The sequence below is a fragment of the Coleofasciculaceae cyanobacterium genome (genome assembly GCA_036703275.1).
Lineage (GTDB): Bacteria > Cyanobacteriota > Cyanobacteriia > Cyanobacteriales > Xenococcaceae > Waterburya.
Map to the genome: position 1 here is coordinate 52597 of DATNPK010000021.1, position 25005 is coordinate 77601.

Below are 25005 nucleotides of genomic sequence, written 5' to 3' on the forward strand. Positions count from 1 at the left end.
AAACTAATCTTCATCTCCAATATCATCTTCAGTAAGTAAAGCTTGAGAAGTATGACGAACAAAAAGAATATATACAATATCTTCACCAATTGTGAATAAAACTCTATATCTATTTCTTGATTTACCATAAAGCACTTGTCTTACTTCTTCAGAAAACACCTCACTTTCTGTAGCTAAAGAACAACGTCGGGGTTTTTCTTGTAAAGAAGCGATCGCATTCATCAATCCTTTAAACCATTTATCTGCATAGGTAGGATTGCGTTTTTTCAACCACAGATAAGCAGTTTCGATTTGTAATTCTGCGGATTTCGCGCTCTTAACTTGAAATGCCGTGTTTGTACTGCATTTCTTGCATAAATTCAGCTAGAGGGGGAGTTTCTCCTGATTCTATATCTGCTAATCCTTGTTTAATACCTGCGATTGCTTCCAGTTTCTCAATTTTTTCTAAAAGCTGCTGATATGATTTAGCATCTTGCACTACCACTTCAGCTTTGCCATTCACCGTTAAAACTATGGGTTCTCCCGTTTGCTTCAATTGGGCGATCGCACTAGAAGTATTGCGTTTGAAGTTGGAAAGAGATTGAATATCCCTACTAATATCGAGCATAAAATTAAATAAGCATTAAATTTGATGTCGATTTAATTTTATCTCATCTGGCAATCGTGGCAAAAATATTACCAAACTCTAATGTTATTTATAGATATAATGATTATCATTCTTAAAAATACGCAAATCAATGTGGGCAATTTTAAGCCGAATTGAAGGAAATATTGCAGCTTACGAAGCAGTATTGGCAGATATCAAACGCCAGCGCGTTGAGGTGGAGGAATTATATATTTTAGAGGATCTCATCGCAGCTAACCCAGATAGCGAAAAAGTAATTAAACGAATTAAAAACCCTTTACCTGGAGAATTAGAACCCCAAGTAGGCGTCGGCTGGTGGGAAGAACAGTGCTTTGCTTTACATGGCATGGGTTCGACAGCAGAACCAACAGAATTGATCGCTCGCTTTGGCAAAGAAACAGCTAAACTACTTTGGGATTCGGTATCGCGCGAAACCGTACAGTGGGTACGCAATTGTCACTTTGGTTTTTTTGAATTGGATTGTTTGTTAATTCACGGTAGCACTGTGAGTGTCGGTGATGAATTAAGTCCTGAAACTCAACCCTGGCAGATGTTAGACCGCCTGCAAAGAGTACAGGCAAATCATCTCTTTTGTGGTCGTTCGGGTCAAGCATTTGAATATCAACTACAGGGAGGTTCGGTTGATAGTTCGGTGATGACTTTAGAGCGTCAGCAACCCGTTCAAACTATTACTGCTCCTCAAAGAAGAGTGATCGGTGTGGGAAATGTAGGAAGAGAGTTAGGCAAGGCTACTTATACTCTTTATAATCCGTATAGCGAAATCGTCTTTGGCAAGGCACTGGGTGAACGCCTGGAGTTTAAAACGGTTTTTTATGGCAATAAAAAGGGATAGTGTTACTCAACAAAATAGTTAGTCCAATGTCAAGTAATACTTTACAAAATAAGCAAGGCGATCGCCAGCCGATTAATTTAACAGTAAAAAAATTCTGCTACTCAATTTGAGGCAAGTCGTAAAACAACCTATATTTCTGACGAGACAGCTTCTGGTTTTTCATCAGACTTTGGGTTTAATTGTTTCGTGTTGGCAACAGCCTTTTTGGTTGAGTTTTGGGTTTGGGCTGACGTTGCTGTTTCGATAACGATTGGGGGAGTTTCTCTGTTAAAGATTAATTTTTCTCCCACGCAATCGACAACAATTTTATCCCCTGCGGTGAACGTATTATCTAAAATCATCGTAGCAATGGGATTTTGAAGTTCGCGTCTAATTGCCCGTTTGAGCGGACGCGCACCATAAGCAGGATCATAGCCGATGGTGACAATGCGATCTTGAGCTGCGGGAGAAAGTTCAATCGCAATTTTTTGTTCACTTAAGAGACGTTGAATATTTTGAATTTGAATAGCAACAATCTCTTTTAATTCTTCTTTTTTCAAGCCATGGAAGATAATTAGATCGTCAATACGGTTGAGAAATTCAGGGCGGAAATGACTTCGCAGAGCCTTGTTTACCTGCTTATAAATTTCTTCGTAATCTTGCTCTTCTCCCTTAACGTTGAGAATATTTTCACTACCAATATTGCTAGTCATTACAATAATAGCGTTGCGGAAGTCTACTACCCGCCCTTGAGAGTCAGTAATTCTGCCATCATCAAGCACCTGAAGCAAAATATTAAACACATCCTTGTGGGCTTTTTCTACTTCATCCAATAACACCACGCAGTATGGACGACGGCGCACTGCTTCAGTTAACTGTCCTCCTTCCTCAAAGCCAATATACCCTGGAGGCGCACCCACCAAACGAGATACGGCGTGTTTCTCCATGTATTCGGACATATCAATCCGTACCATCGCATCTTCACTATCAAAGAGAAAAGCTGCTAAAGCTCTGGCTAACTCAGTTTTACCAACCCCCGTAGGTCCCATAAATAAAAATGAACCGATAGGTCTACCAGGATCGCTCATTCCTGCTCTTGCCATACGTATAGCTGCTGCTACTGCTGCCACAGGCTCTTGTTGTCCGATAATTCTTTGATGGAGGTGTCCTTCTAGTTGAAGTAGCTTTTGTCTTTCAGATTCTAGTAGACGATTAATTGGTACTCCTGTCCAGTTAGCCACAATTTCGGCGATATCAGATTCAGTTACTTGTTCTCTCAGCAGAGTTGTTTCCTCAGATTGAAGATCGATTAGTTTGGCTTCTTTGGTTTCCAAACTTCTCTGCAAAGTTTCCAGCTTGCCATATTTTAACTGTGCCGCTTTTTCATGGTCGAAAGCTCGTTCAGCTTGATCTAATTGGAGTCGTGCTTTTTCTTCTTCTTCTTTGAGAGCGTTGATTTCGTCTAATAAGCTTTTTTCTGATTGCCATTGAGCAGACAGTCCTTCCTGTTTACCTTTTAAAGTTTCAATTTCTGCTTTAATCTTGCTCAATCTTTCTTTGGCAGCCCGATCTCTGGTCAGGATTCCTGGGCGTTGACTTTCTCCAGTCAAAGAGACTTTTTCCATCTCTAGCTGCATAATACGGCGATCAATATCTTCTAATTCGCTCGGTTTAGAAGTAATCTCCATTTTTAATTTAGCGGCTGCTTCGTCGATCAAATCGATCGCTTTATCAGGTAAAAAGCGCTCGGTAATGTAGCGTTGAGACAGGGTTGCTGCCGCTACTAGTGCCGAGTCAGTAATAGTTACGCCATGATGCACCTCGTATCTTTCTTTGAGTCCACGTAAAATAGAAATAGTATCTTCTACGGTAGGTTGCTTAACGTAGACCTGCTGGAAACGTCTTTCTAGGGCTGGGTCTTTTTCAATATTTTTGCGATATTCATCAAGAGTTGTCGCGCCGATACAGCGCAATTCTCCGCGGGCTAGCATTGGCTTGAGTAAGTTGCCCGCGTCCATCGAACCAGAGCCTTCTTTTGCTCCTGCACCGACAACGGTATGGACTTCATCAATAAATAAAACTATTTGTCCGCTAGATTCAGTTACTTCTTTTAAAACCGCCCGTAAACGTTCTTCAAATTCTCCCCGGTATTTTGCCCCTGCAATTAGGCTACCCATATCCAGAGAAATCAACTGACGGTTTTTCAGAGATTCAGGCACATCGCCATTGACAATGCGTTGCGCTAATCCTTCGGCGATCGCAGTTTTGCCAACTCCAGGCTCACCTATCAACACAGGATTGTTTTTGGAACGACGAGACAGCACCTGAATTACTCGACGGATCTCTTCATCGCGACCGATTACGGGGTCTAATTTACCTGCCTTTGCCTGTTCGGTCAGATCTCGCCCATACTTTTCTAATGCCTGATACTGTTCTTCTTGGTTCTGTTTAGTTACTTTCTGTGAACCTCGGATTGACCTGATTGCTTTTTCTAAATCCTGTGGGTCAACATTAAAGCTACGAAGAGATTTCTTGCCAATACGGGCATCCTCGGCAAACCCCATCAGAATATGTTCGATGGAGATAAAGTTATCTTCCCAACTTGAGCGACAGTCCTCCGCACGGTCTAACATACGGTCTAAGCTAGGTCCTAAATATAGTTGAGAAGAACCAATTCTGGGCTGACGTTTAGTAAACATCTCTAGCTGCTGCTTGAGGCGTAGAGAATCAATATTGGCTTTATCTAAAATAGCTAGTGCTAAACCTTCCTGTTCTAAGGCTGCTAAGATTAAATGCTCTACCTCTAAGTTCTGATTCTGAAATAGTTTGGCAACTTCTTGAGATTTAACGATCGCATCCCAGGCTTGTTCAGTAAACTTACTTTGGTCGGTAGGCTGCATATTTTAGCTAAGTTAAGTTGGTTAAATTTGACAATTGATGATGCCCAGTATAGCAAGGCTTCAACTATTAACATCCAAGTCTAAAATTACCTATTCCAAGGCTTGAATATAATATTAGTCTTAATAATAATTTTAGTATCATCTACCGATTAAATACCATGAGTTCAAAGATTGCAGCCATCATATTCCCAACAATGTTTGCCTAACCGCTAAAGCTAGATTATTTTTTCTTGGCTTTCCAAGTACCACCATAACGATAATCAGGATTATCTTGGCTAACTTGTTGCCAACAGTCGGGACATACTAACATCCAGTCACCTTTTTGTTGATCTTTTATACGATAGCGAATATCGACTAAATTGCTACAGCGAGCGCATGGTTTAGATTTTAGTTTAGCCATTATATTAGAATCAAAAACCAGAACATAAAATAACCTTCTTTCTAGCGCGATCGCCTTAATTTTTCCCAGTAACTTTTGTAACTCAGTATACTGTCGTTCGATGTCAGCTTTCAAGGAGGTTATATTCTTTTGTATTTTATAAAAGTCTACTAATTTTTCAATACTCATGCGGTAGGTTTCCGTTGCGTCGTTAGGAGAGTCCAATACTCGATCTAATTTCTCAAACAATAATCGAGCATTTCGTAATATCCGTTCAATTTCTGTATCAGTATAAGCCAGCATTAGCCTTTTAAATCTATAGCTATGGGAGGCGAGAGTATCAGAATATAATGTCATAAGTAGCCTCTTGCACTAAATAAATTTTAATCTTCTTCAATTATCTGCTCAATTGTATAGGGGCAGTTTTCAGGAAAGCGATCGCTCAATTCTGTTTTGTACTCAACAATTTTCCTGCTTTGTTTGTAGATAAGCTGAAGATTTTCTGTTAAATATTTTCTATAGTTTGTTGTGAGTCTGTCTTGTAATTCACTTTGAAAACTTACTACTTCAGCTCGCCAATGGTTGCGAGTTTGTGCTTGTTCATGCCAATAATCAATTAGTAAGCGATGAACAATAATTTGACGGCAAAAACTTTTACAAGCGTTTCTTTGCTCTCTACCCAAATCTTCTAACTCTTCTACAATATTGTCTAGATCTAGCTGATCAAACTTATGTAATCGCAAATATTTAACTTGTTTGTCAAGCCAAACATCCCATTCTTCTTGTTTTGTAGTTTTTTCAATCATTTTATGACTTTCAAATTATTTATTTGTTCGACAACTCCCGATTGATAATCACGAATAACTAGAACCATCAAATATTTGCACTCTTAGTACTGCGGCTATAAAACTATGTTTTAGCCGTAGAGGAATCGTGCGCCTCCAATTATGTTTTTACAAATTAAATTAGTAGAACGTTTTACTAGCTTGACTTTGTTAGCCACATATTTACCTAATCTCTTCCAGTTAACATCTGATACCGAAATACTTTTACCTGTATATCCAGAGCAATAGCCTAATTTGTCTTTATATCTGACTAAATCACCTTTGCGGATATCAAAAGGAGTAGTACTGCCACCATATTTACGTCTTTGTCCACCCTTTGCTGGCACTAATAGATGAAGCTGTCTTCTAGATATTGGTGGACGACGAATAACGAAGAAGGGACAAGGTGTAATTCTTACTCGTCCCTGCCAGCAATGACCTCTACCTTGAGAATTCTCAAAAGGTAAGTAATCTTTAAATACCGAAGATGCTAACACCAGGCTGTCAAGACTGTGGGTTTCTGGAACTGCATCGCCCTTAGAGTGTTTTTGTTTGGGTAAGCCGAAATGTTCTCTTAGCTTTGCTGTTTGCCAACCAAATTTAGTTGTAACAGGCGCAATTTTAGATAGCTGCTTAATTGCCCACTTTTGCCCCACTTGGACTGGCGAGAAAGAACACCTTTTCTTTGTCTTGGCTTTAACATACTCAAAAACTATTTTAGTTATTGGATAAATTTTAGCTAGCTCAGAAATAACTCGAATTTCCCAAAGACGATTGCTCTTTACAGATGGGACGACTTTCTTTTGTCTGCGGTTATTAAATCGGCATTGACGATGAGCGCGAAATTTAAAAGGTATAGAGCGATCGATTCTCCTGCCTCTCCTACTACGGCGCATCATTCGACGTTGTTCCATTCGTTTTTTGACAGTTTCAAAAGGTAAAAATAAATGAGCAGTAAACAGAGTAAACCTACTGCTTTGTACACCTACTGCCGCATACTTTTTTCCAGGATCTAATCCTGCTGCTATTAGTTGAGTCTTTCTGTTCTCAGGCTCAAAAGTTAATTGAATATAATAAACTCCAAGCTGGTTAAATAACCCTACTGCTTTGCCGTCACGCACTAATCTCCGAGCTTTAGAAGGACGGGTAGGCATAAGCGGGACATTGTTTTTATCTACTACTGGTACTCGTTCTTGTTTCATTTAAGATAATTCTCCGTAGAGTTTTTGTTCCTTCGACCAACTTAATCAGGATGTCTTGCCGTTACGCCCGACTGAATCCAACAGTCTTAGAGAGGTACGAGTTAGGAAAACGCTCGTACGTCCGTTCCAGATTAAGTCTCATGGTCTAGTCAATTCTCAGACAAATTGGATTTTGTCACAGCACGCGACCATATCCCAAAGGATTGGTCGTAGTTATTGACATCTAATGGTATCAATAGTCATTTTTTGGATAGCATTTAACTAATTATTTCTTTTCTTGATCGACAATCTACCTATTAGTTTATCGGCGCGAACAAACATTGTTTATTTATGGCGATCGCCTTTTTAGGCTCGATTAATAATCAACTCAAGTTAAAATAAGCGATACAGTTCTTTTTATTAATTAATTTTAGGTAACTATCAATGAATCTTGTTCTATCTCAATTTGGTTCGCAGATGTCTCAGTTAACGGGAGTTAGAGCAATTATGAAAGACATTATTGAAACCCTGAGAAATAGTGCAGGAAGAGAATTTATCAATCTTAGCGCAGGTAATCCAGTTATTTTGCCCGAAGTTGAGCAGCTATGGCGCGACTGTACTCAAGAATTATTAGCTAGCGATGAATATGGTGAAGTAGTCTGCCGTTATGGCTCATCTCAGGGCTATACACCTTTGATTGAGGCGGTAGTTCAAGATTTTAATGCTCGTTATGGTTTAAATTTAAGCGATCGCCATATCTTAATCACAGGCGGTTCACAAGCACTATATCTTTATGCTGCCAATGCTTTTGGTGGCTATACGGCATCAGGAGATTTAAGACAGGTAGTCTTGCCTCTTAGTCCCGACTATACAGGTTACGGCGGAGTCAGTCTAACTCCAGAGGCTTTGTTAGCATACAAACCTACATTAGAAATTGACGAGGATAAACATCGGTTTAAATATCGCCCTGATTTTAGTCAACTGCAAATAAATGAGCAAACTGGCTGCGTCATTTTTTCTCGCCCTTGCAACCCGACAGGAAACGTAATTAGTGATGAGGAAGTAAAGAAAATAGCTGCGTTAGCTGCCAAGCAGGATGTTCCCGTATTGATTGATTCGGCTTATGCACCACCTTATCCTGCCTTGAACTTTACTGAAATGACTCCTCAGTTTGGCGATAATATTATTCACTGCATGAGCTTATCGAAAGCAGGATTACCAGGAGAGAGAATTGGTATTGCTATCGGCGATCCTCAATTAATCGAGATCTTAGAATCTTTTCAAACCAATGCTTGTATTCATTCGTCTCGATACGGTCAGGCGATCGCAGCCAGAGCAATTTCATCTGGTAAACTAGCCGATATCGCCACCAATATTATTCGTCCTCACTATCAACGTAAAATAAAAATATTAGAAAATACCCTCGATGCTGCTATGCCAAATGTTCCGTGGTTTCTGCATCAAGGAGAAGGCGCGATCTTTGCTTGGTTATGGCTCAAGGATCTGCCAATGACAGATTGGGAATTTTATCAGCAACTCAAGCAGGTAGGGGTAATTGCTGTACCTGGAAGTACTTTCTTCCCAGGATTACAAGAAGACTGGCAACATAAACAACAATGTTTAAGGATCAGTTTAACTGCTACAGAATCGGAAATAGCAGAAGCAATGCAGCGTTTAGCGAAAGTGACTGAAAAAGTATATCAATTGGTAGAAGCATAACCTTGCCAAAAACAGAAAGTATGTCGGTTTAAGATTATCCACAGATGAACAGCGATGCAGCCCTAAAGGACTGCATCAAGAACGGATGAACGCAGATAGTTAAACAAGATGAATTGTAAATTAGCGTTGATTAATCGACTTTGACGATCGCTAAGTGACAAGTAACAAAATAATTAATCACACCAGACGTAAAATATGAACGATGAACCATTAACCGTTAACCAGCCAGAAGAATTGTTGGAGGTAGGGATAATTACCTCACCCCAGGGTTTGAAAGGAGAACTGCGAGTATATCCCGATTCTGATTTTCCCGAACGATTTACTCAGGCTGGTACTCGTTGGCTACAGCATCCCGATACATCCGATCTTAAAGAAGTGCAGTTGCAGGGTGGTAGATATATAGCAGGAAAAAACCTCTATGTGATTAAAATAGAAGGAATTGAAGATCGTAGGCAAGCAGAAGAATTACGCAATTATAAATTATTAGTTGACAAGCGCGATCGCCCTAAACTAAAAGCCGGTGAATATCATGTTTCGGATTTGGTAGGCTTGGAAGTCTTCGATCGACAAACACAGGAAATCATTGGTGTAGTCATAGATCTTTACTCAGCGGGAAATGATTTATTAGAAATTGAGTTATACAAGCAGTCTGGAACAAAGGTCAAATCTCAACGGGATCTTTCACAGATTAGCCGACGTAGTAAACGTAAAAAATACAGACCAAAACCGAACAAACCCCTAACCATATTTATTCCTTTCGTCAAAGAGATAGTTCCAGTAGTAGATATTGCTAACCAACGCCTGGAAATATCTCCTCCCGACGGGTTGATTAATATTCACGAAACTGAATAATCAGCTCAAGGGTTTCTCAACAATCAAAACTCAATCGTAATCAACATTTTTTCTGGAAGTTTTTAACTGACTTCGTTTCGTTTTGCTGTCTAATCGTCTTGTTTTTGCACCTTTAGATGGCTTAGTTGGAAGTCTTTTCTTCTTTCTGACTAGTGCGCTGCTAATGAAGTCTTTCAGTCGTCTTAAGGCATCTTCTTTATTTTGATGCTGAGTACGAAACTGCTGCGCTTTAATTATAATTATTCCATCTTTGGTAATTTGAGACTGATTGAGTTTTTTTAACAGCTTTTCTTGGTAAAATTCAGGCAAGGATGATGCTCTAACATCAAAGCGCAAATGTATAGCGGTAGATACTTTATTAACATTTTGACCACCAGCCCCTTGAGAACGAACGGCTTTTATGTCTATCTCCTGACTAGGAATAATAATTTGTTCGGAAATTTTCAACATTCTGGTTATTTAGCTTGAGACAAAACTCGATCTACTCGGTCAAGCTCGATTTCCATAAAGTCATCTACTGTCCAATTAGCCTGACGCTGCAACATATGCAGCGGATAAATATTAGATATTCCCACCACCTGTATCTTAGCTCGTTTGGCTGCTTCGATTCCGACAGGGTTATCTTCAATTGCCAAACACTCTGAAGGCTTTAAATTAAGATTTTTAGCTGCTAATAAATAGGGTTCGGGTTCGGGTTTACTGGCGGCTAAATCGTCTCCTGCAATAATTAAATCGAAATATTGAGTAAGTTCGGCTTTCTCCAAAATATATTCAACTTGAGAACGATTTGTACCTGTTACCAACCCAACGGCGATGTTTTGCTCTTTTAACTGAGTCAAAAATTCAGCTACATGGGGGGCTAGAGGTAATTGGGCTAAGGAGTCAATCTTTTGTCGATATCCTCGATCTTTGGTTTGAAGCAATTTATCAATATATTCGTCGGGTAAAATACGACCGCGTTTAGCTAAAATATCTTTTAAGCAGGCGCGATCGCTTCTACCTCGGCAATATTGAGTATATTCGTCTTCGTCTGCTCGCAAATTTTCACTGAGTAGTATATCTGCTACTAACTCTTGCTTAATCGCCTCATCATCAATAATTACACCAGTAAAATCCAAGAAAACTGCTTTCAGACTCATATATAAAATATCTCAAACTAATTACTGCTCGATTTTACTCCTGTACTTAGCTGATTTGTCCAGCAAACGTCTTCGGTTAAGACTTGATTGAAACCTGCTTGACCCAACCAAGCATCAACGCTACCGGCAGCGTACTCTTTAATATAGGGTTCTTCAAATATATCTGTTAGCCAAATAGTATTGCGCAGAGTTTTTTGATGTCCATCCAGAATGATTACCTGTCCTCCTGGCTTCAGTAAACGATATGCTTCTTTTAATACCGCTTGGGATATAGAAGGAGGAGCCTCATGAAACAGTAGTGAAGCTGTTACAACATCAAATTCACCATCGGCAAACTCAGTTGCCTCAGCTATCCCGTGAACCCATTGAATATCTAATCCTGCTTGCTGTGCTTTGTATTGAGACATCACCAACATTTGCGGCGATAAATCTAAGCCAATGACATCTGCTTTAGGGAAAGCTTGCTTAAGCATCATGGTAGTTGAACCAGTGCCACAGCCAAGATCGAGTATTTTCTGGGGATTACAGGTAATCGCTTTGATTACCGCTTCTCTGTTCCAATCTTCGTTGGGAGGTAAGGCGTATTTAGTCACAGGATCGTAAGTTACTGCTGCGCCAGTAGTCAAATAACCACCCTTGATGCCATGAAAATTTTGGGAGCTATAATACTCAGGATAAATTAAACTAGGGTTGCTTAGGCGATCGCTCTGGGTATCCCAGTCGATCTTCTCCAAAAGTTCTTTTAACGCCTCGCGATCGACTAAAAACCCAAAGATGGGCTGGAGAAACTTTTCCCACAGAGTATCTTGACCAGTAGCCATAAATTTAATAATAAATAAAACTTATAAAACTTTATACTTACTAGTCTAAGCAATTATTCTTAGTTTTGCTTGTCGCATTAAGTATTTTAGATGTCAATCATTAAAGATTGATAACCTAAAGTTAGTCTTATCTCGTTTACCAAAGTGTTCTCCTGAACAATCCTGCCAATATTCTGGTAAATCGGCGACGCGATCGCAATTAGAAAATCTGGCAGTAGTTAATGGTACAAAACTGCTGTAAGAAAAGTTACCCGAACCACTATTAGTTTCATAGCAATACACATTAACGTCAGGACATTTTGAAAAATGCTACTTGCTACTAATGAAGCCGATAATCTATGTCCTAACTTAACTTGGTAAAGCTATAGCAGCAATTATTGGCTTAATCATTGGCTTAATTTGATATTTCTCAGGCTAATTTTTAGCCCAAGTAAAATGAAATGTAGTTCCTTGATTTGGTTGCGATTCTAGCCAAATTTTTTCACCTTGATTGTCAATAATTCTTTTGACTATAGATAAACCAATACCAGTGTTCTCTGTTTTATCTTTAGTAGTTAAAGTTTGAAAAATTATAAAGATTTTTTCTTGATGTTCTGGAGCAATACCAACTCCATCATCTGCTACAGAAAACTGATAATATTCTGGGTTTTCTAGGACAGAAATAGTTATTAAACCATCTTGGCGATGATGATGCTTAATAGCATTGCTAATCAGATTACTAAACACCTGCTGTAAGGGTAGAGCTTTGGTTTCTATAGTTGGCATTTTGCCATTAATTTTAACCACCAAGTCAGGTCGAGGGGCAAGAGAATCAATAATTTCGTCTAATAGTTTTTGGACATCAACTATCGTTTTTTGACTATTGACTCTCCCGGCACGAGAATATTCTAATAATCCGTCAATAAAACTAGTCATGCGTTGAACGCGACTACGTATAAGAATCAAATGTTTACTCGTGTTTTCATCTAATTTATCTTGTAAATCTTCTTCTAACCATTCTGATAAATTAGCGATCGCTCTTAAGGGTGCTTTGAGGTCGTGAGAAACTACATAAGCAAATTGATTTAATTCTTGATTACGTTCTTCTAATAACTTATTAGCTAAAGATAAATTTTGATTAGTTTGGCTAATTTCTTGCGCTTTCTTTTCTAATTCGGTTTCGGATTGATAATAAAGCCTCATTGCTAGCCAATAACTCAATACTCCACTAACAATAGTTATACCGAGAAAAATATTATTGACTTGTTCAATTTGAGCGATTTTTTGTTGCCGAAGATTTAGTAACCTCCATTCTTCGTCTTTAAAAACATCTATTGAGTTTCTCAAGCGATCCATTTCGGCTTTACCTTGGCTGTATATTTTAATTAACTGCGAATTGTTTTCTAACTGTGGATCTGATTTTAAAATGTTTAAGCTTTGTGCCAGTGAATTTAAAGTGGTTTGTATATTTTGTTCGAGCTTTTGTAAATTCTGCTGCTGTCGCTTATTGTCTGAGATTAATATTTCTAACTGTTCAAGATAAACAGGTATTTCTTGAGTAGCTTGATTATATGGCTCTAAAAACTCAGTTTGTCGGGTAAGAGCATAGCCACGTAAACCCGTTTCTGCATTGATGGCAAATTGCAGCAAAACATTACTGTCGTTAATCACTTGTTGAGTATGGTTAATCCACCAATAAGCGTTACCTTTTGCCTGTCGCGACCAAGTCCAACCAACCATCGCTGGTATAATTGAGACTATAGGAATCGCGATAATAATTGCTCTACGATATTTTGTAGGGACTCTAGACCAAAATCGATTCCATTTAAACTCTTTGGCAAATATGGACATGTTTTAATTGTCAAAGAAGAAAGGCGATAAGTATAACTAATGTTTTTATTATGCTTTAATTATAGCTTTCCATCATTTTTAGTGCAAGTTTTTAGGTTCAAAACAGCGGAAGCAGGGACAAGATCTTTATTTCTAATCAGTATTTATAACCAAGAAATATGCAATTAAATACAATTAATATGCACATCAGCTTGGCAATTCATAATAATAGAATTGACTCTTTTTGATTTTATTAATTTTAGTCTAAAATTACAGGCGATCGCCGACAGAAAAGATGAGCTGAATAATAACAAAACCCGAGTTGAAATCAATATTTTTGCTTAATTACTTTCATGGCGTTACAAAACAGGTAATGTTTATGTAAGAGAAAATAAAAAATAAAATGTTCTTAATGTAGCTTAACTAAAACTTTTAAACAACAAAACCTCATGTATGAACCAGCAGAATCAGATCAATCAAATCATTTGCCTAGTAAACGTAAGTTTGCTCAAACTTTTCGCATATTAAGCCGTATTAGCTATTGGATTCACCTAATTTTAGGTGCTATATCAGGACTTACACTGTTGCTGGTAACTTTTAGTCGTAATACTACTCAAAGTGCTAGTTTAGGAGGTGGAGTAGGCATCTTTATTGCCATGTTTAGCCTGATTGCTTTAGGATTTAGAGTTTATTGGGACTGGCGTTATAATCAGCTAGCTAAAAAGTTGCAACGAGTCGAGACTGATGCGCAACCAACTAGAATCGAAATTATTAAAGTACTGCGAATTGGTTTACTAGTAAGTTCTATTGGACTACTTTTAGCGCTTATCGCCTCAGAAATTAGCTTGATCTCTCTAATAGCAAAAGCGATCGCCAAACCCCAAGGAGTTGCTGTCTATGAACGAGAACAGGTGGTTAGAATCGCTGACTTGCTGTTGAATCTGGCGCAGTTTAATATTTTGGGCGCGCATTTCTTTGGTAGTGCCAACTCGTTAGGATTGCTTAGCTGGATTTCCAAAGAAGAGGTTTAAATAATTCTCTTGATTTGTGTTGCTTTATCGGTTGGCAAACAAGGGTCAAGGCAGGTAGTTTCTTGCCCGTACAAAAGTCATTCTATCTAATAAACTAAGCATAAATTCAAATTTTTCCAGTGGCTAAAAATCAGCAAAGCCCATTTAGGCAAGAAGAATCTCTTTGTTCAATCATTAATATAGTCGTATTTGTAGAGGCGTTTTTCGTGGAAAAAGGAATGTCCATCTTTGCTACCAGCTTGAACCTCAACTAAACCATGAGAATGTCTTAGGTGCTGATGATAAAATTGGTGTTGAAAATGTCTTTCATATCTATGAAATTCTTGATGCTGAGAGTATTCCCTTTCTCTAGGGTAAATTTTTTGTCGCTCATATGAATCAGCAACACTACGGTTACACTCCCAATCCCAATCGTCTTGAGGAGTTCGATCAAAGTGCCGCTCATTGAACCGATTTGTGACAACTTTAGTAGCAGCGTCTCTTAAAAATCCAGAGATAAAGAAAACTATAATCAAGCTACTAAAAGCCAATAATCTTTGATTTACTTTATTATTCATGGCTCAACTATGGGGTCATTAAATTTACAGATTGATCGACTGAATACTGTTAGCCTATAAGCTATAGAACGCCAGGAGACAACCTTAATCTAGCGTTTTTTGGAAGATCTTGCCACGAGCCATTATAATTCTGGAACAATGAAAAATAAAGGCGATCGCGCTTCTATACCTTACAAAGATCGTCGTGCTGGTAAATTTCGGATTGATTTTCGTCAGGGACGTTATGAATTTCCTCATCGAGATGCTTGGTATACTTACTGGCAAGAACCTTACTATTTACTGCTAACTATTCCCTGGTGGGGATTTTTTGTGCTTAGTGTCTTATCGTATATCGCGGTAAATGCTCTTTTTGCCGTTGGCTATTTACTAGGAGGAAACTGTATCGAGAATGCTGCATCTGGTTCATTTAGCGATGCTTTCTTCTTTAGCGTCCAGACTTTAGCTTCAATTGGTTATGGCGCGATGTATCCCACTACTACCTATGCCAATATCCTCGTCACAATTGAGGCATTTGTGGGAGTAGTAGGAATTGCCATGATTACAGGACTAGCATTTACCAAGTTTTCCCAGCCTACAGCCAAGGTAATGTTTAGCCAAGTAGCAACTATTTCTCAATATAACGGTATTCCCACGCTAATGTTGAGGACAGCCAACAAACGTCGCAATCAAATTATTGAGGCGCAAATACGAGTTTATTTAATGCGGGATGAAATTAGTGCCGAAGGCAAACATATGCGTCGGTTTCACTTGCTCAAATTATTACGCAATCAAACACCAAGATTTACTCTCAGTTGGACAGTAATGCACCCAATTAATCAAAATAGTCCCCTGTGGGGTGCAACTCCAGAATCTTTAGCTCAAACTAAAGCGATGTTGATAGTATCTTTAAGCGGAATAGACGAAACCGTATCTCAGCCTCTTCATGCACCTTACTATTATGGTGCGAATGATATTTTATGGCATCATCGCTTTGCCGATGTGATTCATCCGACTCCTGAAGGTCATTTTTACGTGGACTACAGCAATTTTCATGATGCAATTCCCATCGCCGATCGTGAAGAGGCAATTGGCAGCTAGGGCTTGTCATCAATTAGAAAAAAGCGCGATCGCTGTAACTAATAACCGCATAAACCAGTACGTTCTTATTTCTGTCAAACGCGCCTTTAACAGCTTTGACACCAGGATTTAATCGACTTTTTAAAGCCAAAAAAGATTAAAGCAACCACTAGTAAAGCAACTCCTGTAAAAATATAAGTGTTATCCAATCCTACCGAGTTAGTTACAGGTTGGGAAACAACGGGAGATAAAAATTGCCCCAAGAAAAAGAAAGTAGTCAAGCCGCCCAAAGCCCTACCCCGAAGCGAGTCAGGAATAATACTAGCAAGCCAGACGTTAAGATTGGGCATCAATAAGCCAAAGCCCAAACCTGCAACAATTAAGCCAAGCAAAACCAGGTTATAGCTACCAGCAAAACCAATAATTACATAACCCATAGCTGCGATCGCAAAAGCAGCAACTACAATACTGACAAAGCCCAAACGCTGTTTAATCGAGCCATATCTCAAAGATGCAATCGAACTAGCTAGGGTAAAAGCTGCGATCGCCAAACCCGAAGCAGAAGCACTAGCATTACTCAAATTTTTGAGATAAAACGGCAGCTGTACGGGAATAAGATAAAATGCCACCATATAAAATAAAGCCACACCATAGATCATTGCCAATACGCCGATAGGCATATTAGATTGATTGACTTTCAACGAATCTTTATTTTGATTATTTACCTGGCGATTTGGTTCAAAAAGCGTAGTTGCGATCGCCAGCATAATCGGCCAAGCTGACCAATAAATCAAAAAAGGAAAACGCCAGTTAAGATCGGCAATAAAGCCACCGACAGAAAGAAACACCACTCCTCCTAAACCCATAAAGGCTGCCTGCAACCCCATAAAGTCAGCTCTTTTTTGTCCCAGATAATAATCGGCAATTAAAGTCGTAACTCCTGTCATGATTCCTGCTACGGCTAAACCCAGCAAGGCACGACCAATTAAGATAGTCCAGAGAGAATTTAAGACAAATCCCGAAGCACCAGCTATTCCATATATTAAAGTTGAAGCAATTAGTAATGGTTTGCGTCCGATGCGATCGACCAATTGACCTGCAAACAACCCGCCAAAGGCAATAAACAAAGCTGGAAGAGTTAGCACTAAACGAACTAAAAGTTCAGAATTTTCTACAACAGCAAAATACTCCTGCATCGCAGGCAGAGATGGAGCAATAGTAGCTCCCGACATTACTGTGAGAGTGCTAGTTAATAGTAGAGTAGCCTTAATAATCACAGAAGCAGAATTAATATTTTTAGGCATCAGTTAATTTTAATTTGGGCGAATGGGCGATAATTTGCTTCAAAAAAGCTAAACTGTATTGCTCAACCTTTATCTTGCCAAAAAGATCAATTTAAAAATGTATAACTTCAGTTAGATGTGCCATTTTCCCTAACAATCATTTAATAAACTATATTTGCTGTTTCAAGATATTCAGAAACAACAATGTTTAATATTTAATCAACAACATCAATTTAAAAAAATTTAAAACCCGCTTAAGCCATAAAAGCCAGATTCCCATCCTCAACCAAACTGATGATCTTTCAGTTATCTCTTATTCATAGCCAACTTAAAGAGCGTATTTTATTATCTTATGTCGACTTTTGTTGAATCTGCCTTATGGTGGCTGTTTATTGCCTTCTTAATCCTTAGCCTGATCATTTTTGTCGGTTTTTATCTGCGGGGTGTATTTCGCGATCGCATTGCCTATAAAGTTAAGCACGCACCCAAACCAGACGATCCCCAGTTTCCCTTGATCCTAGCTAGTATTACCAACTCATTTATCACCGATGGTATAGTCACTGATTTTTGGAATGAAGCCAGTGCAATTCAACAGGCTCGCTTAGATGCAATCAGTCAGGCAAAACGGACAATCGATTTTGAAACCTTTTTTATGACTCCTGGCAAAAGAGCCGATGATTTTGCTGTTGCTCTAGCTGAAAGAGCTTCGGCCGGTGTGGAAATACGCTTGATTATAGACCATTATGGTAGCAAAGATATGTCAGATCAATACTGGCGACGTTTACGGGGTGCAGGAATAAAAGTCTCGTTGTTCAATTCCTTTAAGTGGCGCGCCCCTTTAGATTATGCTGGGCGTACTCACCGTAAACTCTTGCTAATTGATGGCAAATTTGGCTTGGTAGGCGGTGCGGGTATTTCCGATCTCTGGGATGGAGTCGAAAAAGACGACGATACCCAGCCTTGGTTAGATGTCGAAATGCGTTTAGAAGGTAAAATCATCGCTATTTTGGCAGGAGTATTTTCACAACACTGGACTTTTGGCAATGGTACAGCAGATTTAAGTCAGCTAAAGTTTCAAACTTTTAAGAGTGCTGGGGATAAATTGCAGCAAGAGCAAGATCGACAACATTTGATGCTAGTAATACCTGGTGCTAACCCGAGAATCAGCTTCTCTCCAATTCAAGCTTTTAAATACAACAGTATTATCTGCGCTAGAAAGCGTATTTGGCTAGCTAGCCCTTATTTTTTACCCGACCAAAATTCAATCGATATTTTGGTGGCAGCAAAACAAGATGGTGTAGATGTTCGCATACTTACTACCAGCGATCGTAGTGATAAGAAACTTGTTTACTATGCTTCTTATGAACACTATGACAAGTTGCTTCAAGGTAATGTCGAAATTTATGAATATCAGCCCAGTATGACCCATGCCAAGTTGCTGTTGATTGATGATATTTGGGCAACTACAGGTAGTGCCAACTTTGACCCTCGCAGCTTTATCCACAATGAGGAACTAGATATATGCACTGCCCAACCAAAGTTAATCGAAGGCATTAAAAATACTTTTGAAAAAGGCTTTGCTCAAAGTAAACGTGTAACTTATGCAGAGTGGAAAAAGCGATCCCTATTTAAACACCGTATTGTAGGTAATGTGGTTGATTTCTTCGAGCGGCAACTATAAATTTTCTCTAGAACAATTTTTAGCTTTTAAAGAAGTGGAATAGAGTTTTGTTTTTTTGTCAATTTAGGCAATATATATAGCTAAAGCCAGATACATAGAAGCTGGCGGTTAATCTTTAATACATTTATCAAGAAAATTATTGAATCTAAGTTTATCAAATCTTATGTTTAAAGGTGGTCAAATTAAAACCGCTGTCCTTTTGGGTTTAATGAGCGGACTATTAGTTTTGGGTGGCTACTGGGCAACAGGAAATGGTCAAGGAGCTTTGATGGGTTTAATCTTTGCTGCAATAACCAGCTTTGGCTCTTGGTTTTATTCCGACAAAGCTGCTTTAGCTGCCTATAAAGCGCAACTCGTTACTCGAGAACAAGCACCAGAACTATACGACATGGTTGCCAACTTAGTAAAAAAGGCAGATTTACCGATGCCTCAACTGTGCGTTGTCCCTACCCAAACACCTAACGCTTTTGCCACAGGTAGAAATCCCGATCATGCTGCGCTAGCAGTGACTGAAGGAATTATGCAAATCCTAGATAAAGATGAGCTGGCGGGGGTGATTGCGCACGAACTAACTCACATTAGAAACCGAGATACTCTAACCCAAGCAGTGGCTGGTACTCTTGGTGGTGCAGTAACCTTTTTAGGTAGAATACTTTCCTTCGGTGCGTTGTATGGTCCAGTTAATCGAGATAGCCGTCAGGGTAGTAATCCACTTGGCGTTTTGATTTTAGTTGTCTTGGCACCTATTTCGGCATCTTTAATTCAGATGGCAATTTCTCGTACTCGTGAGTTCGCCGCCGATCGAGGTTCAGCCGAGATTACAGGTAATCCTTTGGCTTTAGCTAGCGCTTTACAAAAACTCGAATCAATCGGTAAAAAAATACCCATGAACGGCAATCCTGCTTTTGAACCTGTATTAATTATTAATCCTTTTTCGGGCAGTGGTTTACAATCTCTGTTTCGGACACATCCCCCTACAGAAGAACGCGTCAGACAGCTACAGGAAATAGCTCGACAACAACAAACTTATACCAATGCCTCTAATCAATCTAATTAATTATGAAATTCAACTTAGTTCAATTAATGGCGATCGCTTTTTTTTATGTGGCGATCATTTTTACGTCCAATTTTGCCCTAGCTGATACGGTCAAAACCAATTCTCCTGATTCTGCTCAACAAGCCGCTTCAGAAGTAGTCAAAGAGAATGGTTCTAAAGAACAATTCGGTGAATCTGAAAACGGCGAACAGCTTATAGATGACGCTAAAGAACACGCAGGCAAAAAGCTTGATAATTTAGCAGAAAAAGCCAAATCAGCAGAAGATTTACCAGACAGTGAGCGGCTATTTCTAAAAAACTTACAAGGCAAATAAGACCTTAGTTAATAGCGCGAAAGTGCCTTTACACAATAAACCTCGCGCTTTTTGTTTTGTTTGATTTTATTAGAGTATTAACCCATGTCAGATCTATATTAGACTTCTTGCATGAATAATAGATGAATACTTTTTCCCTTTTACCTCTTAGTAAAGTAGTTAATAACGATTTATGCAAGAAGTCTATTGAATTGCACCCAATATTAGTGCTGGGTTCTTCGTGTTACTCGGTGTTTTTGGTTTTGCCTTCCCTCAGCTAGCTGCTGCTTTTGTTGGACTAAAGCCAATATCTGCCGAAGGAATTTCTGAGATGAGAGCAACTTTAGGCTCATTCTTTTTAGGTTTGGGTATCGCTTGTCTATGGTTGCAATCGCCCGTTGCCTTTACTACCGTGGGTATTGCTTCCGTGATAGCTGCGATCGCACGTTTGTTATCTTTATTTATCGATCGCAGTTTTTCTCTTAAAAACGTTGGTGGTGTCTTTACCGAAGCGATTTTAGGTGCAATGCTATTATTAGGCGGAAATATTATTGCCTTAAAACAACTTTCAACTAAGCATAATGCCATCAAAGGCGATTGCTTTTGTTGTATATAGTTTAATTTATATACTGCTGAAATTAACGAGATTTTTAATCACGAGATTTTAGATAACTAGCTTCATCTTAAATTTATCAAATATTTGAATTACACATAGTTTCTTAATAATAAAAATAGGTATTCTTAGTGATATACATTTAATATTTACTACTGTTATTGTTAATTTAGCAAATAAGAAATTTTGAGGAGTAATAAAAAATATTCAAACAAATTATCACAAAATCATTGTTTAAAAACATAGTAACCAACTTAAATGCTTGAATTAATTAATTTAAATAAACTTACTGCTTGTACTTTTATAGCTATTTTGGCATCAGGAAGTTTAATTGCACATCCTTACAATAGCTGAAAATGAAAATAGCAATAATCAATCTTGTAACAGTAATAATAGTCATGGCAACAATGCAGATATTTTTCTAACTTTGTCGTCAGGAACAAAAATTATTATAACTAAATTCGATCCTACTAATCTTGGTAACCGAGATGATATAGATAGAACAATTACAGCAGCTAACTCTAGTTTAAGCAGTGTTGATTTTCTCAATGCACAAGCACAACTTCAACAAATGAAGAATGAATGTTGAATTACACGGTCAAAGCTCTAACGGCTCATGGTGTGGCAATGGTATAGTTGGCAATTTAAGTGTATTCGCAGATTAACACACGATATTAGAATATTGACAAAAAAGCGATCGCTTTTTTGTCATGCGATCGCTTTTTTGTCTAAACTACCTAACAAACTGAGGCATAATTTCTGCTGCGGTAAATAAGCCTGTAATACCACGACGATTTAAAGCTATACCCGCTTTGAGATAACCGAAAGCTGGTCCACAAACATTAGCAGCCATACTGGTTTCATCACCCAATGTAAAGGTGTGGGTTGAAATTTTACCTTCAAAAGTACGTCCTGTAACTTTAACATTGGTGCTAAGGGGCTTTTTCGGGTTACGAGTATCTACAACCCCGCCAACGGTAACGCGATCGCGATCGCAAATACCAGCCAACTCCAGCATAATATCATCAGCGTGTTCCATGTTTTCTAAGGAGATAATGCCGTTGGTTCGATCTAGTAGCGTAGCAACTTCCGTGTCGCTCATTGCTCTAGCTTGTTCTACATCATATTCGGGCATATGAGCAATATCTTCTCTAATAGTGGCGCGGTATGCTGACCAATTGGCAATTCCTACTCCAAAGGTAATCTTGACGCTATGGATTTCGGCATAACTTTGAGCAGCCACCGCAGCCGCAGCAGTTAATAAACCAGGGGTTGCACCACAACCTGTCAAGTAAGTGATGCCAGCCTGTTCTAAGTTGGACTGTAGTTCTAACAACTGTTCTACTGCACTGGTACGTTTGAGAGCATCTACTAGCACTCCTTGCCAGCCAGATTTGATAAATTGCTGGGCTACATTTGCCATAAAGGTATTAGGTAAGTTAGGCAAAGCCAAGAAGTAACCATCAACTACCGCATTTTCAATCACATCTTGAATACTGTTATTACTCAGAACACCATAGTTAGCCGAATACCCTACAGAATGGCGATCGCGATAAGTGGAAACTGCCTCATCTAAGTTTAATCCAGCAGGATTGTAAATATAGCCTTTGTGATCTGCTGCTGCAACTAAGTTCATTTCTTGTTTAGCAGCCAAGATCTTTGCAGCTGCTTGCCCTAAACCACCAAAACCCAAAACGCCAACTTTAATCGGATTAACTGTTTTATTTATAATCATCTCTGGCTTTAACTTGAATACATAACAGATTGTATGATCTCCAGCTCATCCTGTTGAATAAATTAAAAGTTATCTTTACTTCCTAGTTGGGTTATTGATAATGTTTTAAGAATTGTATTTTTTTGTTAACATTTTTTTTTAGCTACTCTCACCACTTGACTCTAAAGTTAGTTTGCGGAAAACTTAGACTATACAATAGTGGTTAATTCATTTATTATTAATCTTTAATAAGATTTTCATAGAATTAATCCTATCTCTCAAAATATCTATAATAAGAACGATATAACCAAAACTAGTAATTTAGTAGTCTGACAGTAGGATTAATGCTAGGCGATCGCAAATAAATGGAAACCTTGGAATTTATTATTTATCCCGATGGTCGGGTAAAAGAGACGGTTACAGGTATTGTTGGTTCATCTTGTCAAGAGGTGACCACAGCAATAGAGCAGCAGTTAGGAGTCGTAATCGATCAAAAGCAAACTTCTGACTACTATGCTCAAAACCAAACTCAGTCGGTCACGACAGTTGCTCAAAGTAACTTTAGCGACTGGTAATTTTATAAAACAGCTTTGTTAATATCCATTTCAATTCAATTCTATCGAGGAAATTTATGTCACATTTCAGCAACATCAAAACTAAGATTCGCAATTTGAATTCTCTCAAATCAGCACTTGAAGATCTAAACGTAGACTGGAAAAAAGAACCAGGAATTGTCAGAGGTTATCAGGGCAAAACTCATCAAGCGGATGTAGTAGTAGAACAGAGCAACGACTATGATTTTGGCTTTTGTTGGAATGGTAGCGAATATGAACTTGTAGCAGACTTGCAATATTGGCAGCAGCCATTAACGGTTGATGGTTTTCTGCGTCAGGTTACTCAACGTTATGCCTATCATACTGTGGTTGATGAAACTGCGGCTCAAGGATTTACCATCACCGAGCAAGCCAAAAACCAAGATGGTTCAATTCGCTTAGTTGTTCAACGCTGGAGCTCATAATGCCTGGTTTTTCTGAGATCGAGCCAAGTGGTTTTGAGCCAGAATTAGGCGGAGTTTGGCGACAAAAAGGGGTTTTTGTAGAGGAAAACATTTGTATTGGCTGTAAAAATTGCACTCATGTAGCTACAAATACTTTCTATATTGAACCACACTATGGAAGAGCTAGAGTCTTTAATCAGGATGGAGATGCACAAGAGTTAGTTGAAGAAGCAATGGATACCTGCCCGGTTAACTGCATTCATTGGCTAGATTATACCGAACTCAAGCAAATGGAGAGCGAACGGAGTCATCAGGTAATTCAAAGTTTGGCGATTCCGCCCAATATGAGGCGATCGCAAATAGTGAAAAAGAAAAGGTTTGGCAACTTGTAAATCTTGTAAATAGTTAAAACTTTAACAAAACCAACAATTACCCTGCTTGCTTGTTAGCATTCAGGGTTTTTTACTTAACCATATCAATTGATATTTCGGAGTTATCATTCCAACGCTCTAATTCGTCATTTTCAACCAAAAATTCGCGTAATTTTTGGCGATATATAGTTCGATAATCATTAAAACTGTAGTTATCTATCCTAATGCCAAAATCACGCTCGGATTTACCCTGTAAAATTTCTGCAATCCGATTATTGGTTTTAACTGAGTAATGACTGCCATCAAAAGTAAGCTCGGGGTTCTTGGTAACCTCCGAAGGGATAGAGAAATCGTACATCGCGTCAAAATTTTGCGATAGCTCGTAAAAAGCCGATAGATGACAATCCATCAACCCTCTGTTATAAGTATCATTAATCATGCTCCAAGCAGATATAGGTGGCACATAAGCAATAAACTTAGCGCTGGGAAAAAGCTCTTTAAGGCTTACAAAGGTTTTTACCGAGGATAGATCGCACTTTTGTAATGATGCAGGCTTATAAAATTCTGGCGTATAAGTCGGAGGGTTGGCAAAATCCACTGGTTCCAAATTACGGTCATAATAATTACCAGGATCGGGACTAATTCCTAGTAAAGTCATAGTGGAAAATAGCAAAACATCAGCCGATAGATAGGCTTCTAAAGGAGATTTCGTCTGAAGACTATCTATTGGAACTGGCTGCTTTTCTTTCCTATCTTTCTCGACGAAATTTAAGCCATCTACGCCAATATAAACTACTTTGGGTTTAATGCCTTCTTCTTTGAGAAAATTGGCGTAACTAACGAAATCTGGTATTTCTCCACCCTTAAGAGCATAATTGAAACACTTATTCTGGGTTAATTTTGATACTCTCAATGCTGTAACTCTAGAACTACCCAAAATTACACAATCGTAGTTTGCCTGTTCTTTGGTTCTGAGAAAAAGATTAGTTTTACTAATTCTTTCATTAAAAGCGAAATTTTTACCAGTCAAAATGTTTCCGTGATTGTACCACAAGGGATCGATCGACCAATTTATGACAGCTACAGAACCTAACAACAAGGAAGTTACTAGTCCATAAAGTCCGAAATTAAACTTTGTATCCCTGTCTTTTTGCGAGATTTGAGGAACGGACATTACTGGAGATTTACGTTTACCTAATTTAAAAAATCCGATGGCAGTACTTCTAAGATTCATTTGTATATAGTTATAGTATAAAGATATAGGTTTTACA

The 25005-nt window shown here is 38.6% G+C and carries 28 protein-coding genes; 13 read left to right on the plus strand and 15 right to left on the minus strand.

What is annotated here, in order from left to right:
- Positions 1-3: 3 nt before the first annotated feature.
- Both V6C71_04525 and V6C71_04530 read right to left on the minus strand, forming a co-directional pair.
- Entirely contained in the window at positions 4-363 is a 360-nt protein-coding gene (locus tag V6C71_04525) for a type II toxin-antitoxin system RelE/ParE family toxin (protein ID HEY9767759.1), read from the minus strand.
- Positions 317-607, minus strand: a complete 291-nt coding sequence (locus tag V6C71_04530; protein HEY9767760.1) for a type II toxin-antitoxin system Phd/YefM family antitoxin — start codon at positions 605-607, stop codon at positions 317-319. Before V6C71_04530 ends, V6C71_04525 begins: the two co-directional genes overlap by 47 nt.
- A 130-nt stretch (positions 608-737) precedes the next feature.
- Here V6C71_04530 and V6C71_04535 point away from each other — a divergent pair, with 130 nt between their 5' ends.
- Positions 738-1478, plus strand: a complete 741-nt coding sequence (locus V6C71_04535; protein HEY9767761.1) for a metallophosphatase — start codon at positions 738-740, stop codon at positions 1476-1478.
- Positions 1479-1606: 128 nt separating this feature from the next.
- On the opposite strand, the gene clpB is transcribed toward V6C71_04535, so the two are convergent.
- The 4 genes from clpB to V6C71_04555 all read right to left on the minus strand — a co-directional run bounded on the left by clpB (position 1607) and on the right by V6C71_04555 (position 6762).
- The gene (gene clpB, locus V6C71_04540; protein HEY9767762.1) at positions 1607-4357 is read right to left on the minus strand and encodes an ATP-dependent chaperone ClpB; all 2751 of its coding nucleotides are present in this window, start codon (positions 4355-4357) and stop codon (positions 1607-1609) included.
- A 220-nt stretch (positions 4358-4577) separates the two neighbouring features.
- Positions 4578-5093, minus strand: coding sequence for a hypothetical protein (locus V6C71_04545; GenBank protein HEY9767763.1), 516 nt, complete (start codon positions 5091-5093; stop codon positions 4578-4580).
- Positions 5094-5119: 26 nt separating this feature from the next.
- Entirely contained in the window at positions 5120-5542 is a 423-nt protein-coding gene (locus tag V6C71_04550; GenBank protein ID HEY9767764.1) for a DUF29 domain-containing protein, read from the minus strand.
- Between the two features lie 110 nt (positions 5543-5652).
- Positions 5653-6762: an RRXRR domain-containing protein gene (locus V6C71_04555; GenBank protein HEY9767765.1), complete on the minus strand. Its 1110-nt coding sequence runs from the start codon at positions 6760-6762 to the stop codon at positions 5653-5655.
- 423 nt (positions 6763-7185) lie between these two features.
- Here V6C71_04555 and V6C71_04560 point away from each other — a divergent pair, with 423 nt between their 5' ends.
- Both V6C71_04560 and rimM read left to right on the plus strand, forming a co-directional pair.
- Positions 7186-8460, plus strand: a complete 1275-nt coding sequence (locus V6C71_04560; GenBank protein HEY9767766.1) for a valine--pyruvate transaminase — start codon at positions 7186-7188, stop codon at positions 8458-8460.
- 195 nt (positions 8461-8655) lie between these two features.
- A complete protein-coding gene (rimM, locus tag V6C71_04565; GenBank protein ID HEY9767767.1) occupies positions 8656-9312 on the plus strand; it encodes a ribosome maturation factor RimM in 657 nt (218 codons plus the stop codon).
- 30 nt (positions 9313-9342) lie between these two features.
- Here rimM and arfB read toward each other — a convergent pair whose 3' ends face one another.
- The 5 genes from arfB to V6C71_04590 all read right to left on the minus strand — a co-directional run bounded on the left by arfB (position 9343) and on the right by V6C71_04590 (position 13102).
- Complete coding sequence (gene arfB / locus V6C71_04570; GenBank protein HEY9767768.1) at positions 9343-9762, minus strand: alternative ribosome rescue aminoacyl-tRNA hydrolase ArfB; 420 nt, start codon at positions 9760-9762, stop codon at positions 9343-9345.
- 5 nt (positions 9763-9767) lie between these two features.
- Positions 9768-10451, minus strand: a complete 684-nt coding sequence (locus tag V6C71_04575; GenBank protein ID HEY9767769.1) for an HAD family phosphatase — start codon at positions 10449-10451, stop codon at positions 9768-9770.
- A 17-nt stretch (positions 10452-10468) separates the two neighbouring features.
- Positions 10469-11272 carry a class I SAM-dependent methyltransferase gene (locus V6C71_04580; protein ID HEY9767770.1) on the minus strand — a complete coding sequence of 268 codons (804 nt, stop codon included), beginning with the start codon at positions 11270-11272 and terminating at the stop codon, positions 10469-10471.
- Positions 11273-11365: 93 nt separating this feature from the next.
- Positions 11366-11554 carry a hypothetical protein gene (locus V6C71_04585; protein ID HEY9767771.1) on the minus strand — a complete coding sequence of 63 codons (189 nt, stop codon included), beginning with the start codon at positions 11552-11554 and terminating at the stop codon, positions 11366-11368.
- A 132-nt stretch (positions 11555-11686) separates the two neighbouring features.
- A complete protein-coding gene (locus V6C71_04590) occupies positions 11687-13102 on the minus strand; it encodes a CHASE3 domain-containing protein (protein ID HEY9767772.1) in 1416 nt (471 codons plus the stop codon).
- Positions 13103-13530: 428 nt separating this feature from the next.
- Here V6C71_04590 and V6C71_04595 point away from each other — a divergent pair, with 428 nt between their 5' ends.
- A complete protein-coding gene (locus V6C71_04595) occupies positions 13531-14112 on the plus strand; it encodes a DUF3611 family protein (GenBank protein ID HEY9767773.1) in 582 nt (193 codons plus the stop codon).
- Positions 14113-14279: 167 nt separating this feature from the next.
- Here V6C71_04595 and V6C71_04600 read toward each other — a convergent pair whose 3' ends face one another.
- Positions 14280-14669, minus strand: a complete 390-nt coding sequence (locus tag V6C71_04600) for a hypothetical protein (protein HEY9767774.1) — start codon at positions 14667-14669, stop codon at positions 14280-14282.
- 138 nt (positions 14670-14807) lie between these two features.
- Between V6C71_04600 and V6C71_04605 the strand changes: the two genes are divergently transcribed.
- The gene (locus V6C71_04605) at positions 14808-15746 is read left to right on the plus strand and encodes an ion channel (protein HEY9767775.1); all 939 of its coding nucleotides are present in this window, start codon (positions 14808-14810) and stop codon (positions 15744-15746) included.
- Positions 15747-15832: 86 nt separating this feature from the next.
- Here V6C71_04605 and V6C71_04610 read toward each other — a convergent pair whose 3' ends face one another.
- Positions 15833-17029: an MFS transporter gene (locus V6C71_04610; GenBank protein ID HEY9767776.1), complete on the minus strand. Its 1197-nt coding sequence runs from the start codon at positions 17027-17029 to the stop codon at positions 15833-15835.
- Between the two features lie 331 nt (positions 17030-17360).
- Between V6C71_04610 and V6C71_04615 the strand changes: the two genes are divergently transcribed.
- The 5 genes from V6C71_04615 to V6C71_04635 all read left to right on the plus strand — a co-directional run bounded on the left by V6C71_04615 (position 17361) and on the right by V6C71_04635 (position 21241).
- Positions 17361-18689 carry a phospholipase D-like domain-containing protein gene (locus tag V6C71_04615; GenBank protein HEY9767777.1) on the plus strand — a complete coding sequence of 443 codons (1329 nt, stop codon included), beginning with the start codon at positions 17361-17363 and terminating at the stop codon, positions 18687-18689.
- Positions 18690-18852: 163 nt separating this feature from the next.
- A complete protein-coding gene (locus V6C71_04620; protein HEY9767778.1) occupies positions 18853-19746 on the plus strand; it encodes a zinc metalloprotease HtpX in 894 nt (297 codons plus the stop codon).
- Positions 19747-19748: 2 nt separating this feature from the next.
- Complete coding sequence (locus tag V6C71_04625; protein HEY9767779.1) at positions 19749-20060, plus strand: hypothetical protein; 312 nt, start codon at positions 19749-19751, stop codon at positions 20058-20060.
- A gap of 202 nt (positions 20061-20262) precedes the next feature.
- Positions 20263-20655: a DUF4345 family protein gene (locus tag V6C71_04630; protein HEY9767780.1), complete on the plus strand. Its 393-nt coding sequence runs from the start codon at positions 20263-20265 to the stop codon at positions 20653-20655.
- Between the two features lie 328 nt (positions 20656-20983).
- Positions 20984-21241: a hypothetical protein gene (locus V6C71_04635; protein ID HEY9767781.1), complete on the plus strand. Its 258-nt coding sequence runs from the start codon at positions 20984-20986 to the stop codon at positions 21239-21241.
- Positions 21242-21385: 144 nt separating this feature from the next.
- Here the strand turns inward: V6C71_04635 and V6C71_04640 are convergent, their stop codons facing one another.
- Entirely contained in the window at positions 21386-22387 is a 1002-nt protein-coding gene (locus V6C71_04640) for a saccharopine dehydrogenase-like oxidoreductase (protein ID HEY9767782.1), read from the minus strand.
- Positions 22388-22731: 344 nt separating this feature from the next.
- On the opposite strand from V6C71_04640, the gene V6C71_04645 reads away from it, so the two are divergent.
- Genes V6C71_04645 through V6C71_04655 form a run of 3 tightly spaced genes read left to right on the plus strand, consistent with a single transcriptional unit; the run spans position 22732 to position 23755 of the window.
- Positions 22732-22941, plus strand: a complete 210-nt coding sequence (locus V6C71_04645) for a DUF2997 domain-containing protein (GenBank protein HEY9767783.1) — start codon at positions 22732-22734, stop codon at positions 22939-22941.
- A 56-nt stretch (positions 22942-22997) separates the two neighbouring features.
- Positions 22998-23384 carry a DUF1257 domain-containing protein gene (locus V6C71_04650; GenBank protein ID HEY9767784.1) on the plus strand — a complete coding sequence of 129 codons (387 nt, stop codon included), beginning with the start codon at positions 22998-23000 and terminating at the stop codon, positions 23382-23384.
- On the plus strand, positions 23384-23755 hold the full coding sequence (locus V6C71_04655; GenBank protein ID HEY9767785.1) for a ferredoxin: 372 nt from the start codon (positions 23384-23386) through the stop codon (positions 23753-23755). Before V6C71_04650 ends, V6C71_04655 begins: the two co-directional genes overlap by 1 nt.
- 70 nt (positions 23756-23825) lie before the next feature.
- Here V6C71_04655 and V6C71_04660 read toward each other — a convergent pair whose 3' ends face one another.
- Positions 23826-24968, minus strand: coding sequence for a hypothetical protein (locus V6C71_04660; GenBank protein ID HEY9767786.1), 1143 nt, complete (start codon positions 24966-24968; stop codon positions 23826-23828).
- Positions 24969-25005: the final 37 nt, after the last annotated feature.

Bases quoted from the DNA above. Each gene is read 5' to 3' on its own strand.
- V6C71_04605 (HEY9767775.1), top strand. From the start codon at position 14,808: ATGAAAAATAAAGGCGATCGCGCTTCTATACCTTACAAAGATCGTCGT.
- arfB (HEY9767768.1), bottom strand. From the start codon at position 9,762: ATGTTGAAAATTTCCGAACAAATTATTATTCCTAGTCAGGAGATAGAC.
- V6C71_04535 (HEY9767761.1), top strand. From the start codon at position 738: ATGTGGGCAATTTTAAGCCGAATTGAAGGAAATATTGCAGCTTACGAA.
- V6C71_04590 (HEY9767772.1), bottom strand. From the start codon at position 13,102: ATGTCCATATTTGCCAAAGAGTTTAAATGGAATCGATTTTGGTCTAGA.
- V6C71_04610 (HEY9767776.1), bottom strand. From the start codon at position 17,029: ATGCCTAAAAATATTAATTCTGCTTCTGTGATTATTAAGGCTACTCTA.
- V6C71_04620 (HEY9767778.1), top strand. From the start codon at position 18,853: ATGTTTAAAGGTGGTCAAATTAAAACCGCTGTCCTTTTGGGTTTAATG.
- V6C71_04595 (HEY9767773.1), top strand. From the start codon at position 13,531: ATGTATGAACCAGCAGAATCAGATCAATCAAATCATTTGCCTAGTAAA.
- V6C71_04615 (HEY9767777.1), top strand. From the start codon at position 17,361: ATGTCGACTTTTGTTGAATCTGCCTTATGGTGGCTGTTTATTGCCTTC.
- V6C71_04545 (HEY9767763.1), bottom strand. From the start codon at position 5,093: ATGACATTATATTCTGATACTCTCGCCTCCCATAGCTATAGATTTAAA.
- V6C71_04575 (HEY9767769.1), bottom strand. From the start codon at position 10,451: ATGAGTCTGAAAGCAGTTTTCTTGGATTTTACTGGTGTAATTATTGAT.
- V6C71_04555 (HEY9767765.1), bottom strand. From the start codon at position 6,762: ATGAAACAAGAACGAGTACCAGTAGTAGATAAAAACAATGTCCCGCTT.
- V6C71_04640 (HEY9767782.1), bottom strand. From the start codon at position 22,387: ATGATTATAAATAAAACAGTTAATCCGATTAAAGTTGGCGTTTTGGGT.
- V6C71_04645 (HEY9767783.1), top strand. From the start codon at position 22,732: ATGGAAACCTTGGAATTTATTATTTATCCCGATGGTCGGGTAAAAGAG.
- clpB (HEY9767762.1), bottom strand. From the start codon at position 4,357: ATGCAGCCTACCGACCAAAGTAAGTTTACTGAACAAGCCTGGGATGCG.
- V6C71_04655 (HEY9767785.1), top strand. From the start codon at position 23,384: ATGCCTGGTTTTTCTGAGATCGAGCCAAGTGGTTTTGAGCCAGAATTA.
- V6C71_04550 (HEY9767764.1), bottom strand. From the start codon at position 5,542: ATGATTGAAAAAACTACAAAACAAGAAGAATGGGATGTTTGGCTTGAC.
- V6C71_04650 (HEY9767784.1), top strand. From the start codon at position 22,998: ATGTCACATTTCAGCAACATCAAAACTAAGATTCGCAATTTGAATTCT.
- V6C71_04530 (HEY9767760.1), bottom strand. From the start codon at position 607: ATGCTCGATATTAGTAGGGATATTCAATCTCTTTCCAACTTCAAACGC.
- V6C71_04560 (HEY9767766.1), top strand. From the start codon at position 7,186: ATGAATCTTGTTCTATCTCAATTTGGTTCGCAGATGTCTCAGTTAACG.
- V6C71_04625 (HEY9767779.1), top strand. From the start codon at position 19,749: ATGAAATTCAACTTAGTTCAATTAATGGCGATCGCTTTTTTTTATGTG.
- V6C71_04600 (HEY9767774.1), bottom strand. From the start codon at position 14,669: ATGAATAATAAAGTAAATCAAAGATTATTGGCTTTTAGTAGCTTGATT.
- rimM (HEY9767767.1), top strand. From the start codon at position 8,656: ATGAACGATGAACCATTAACCGTTAACCAGCCAGAAGAATTGTTGGAG.
- V6C71_04580 (HEY9767770.1), bottom strand. From the start codon at position 11,272: ATGGCTACTGGTCAAGATACTCTGTGGGAAAAGTTTCTCCAGCCCATC.
- V6C71_04660 (HEY9767786.1), bottom strand. From the start codon at position 24,968: ATGAATCTTAGAAGTACTGCCATCGGATTTTTTAAATTAGGTAAACGT.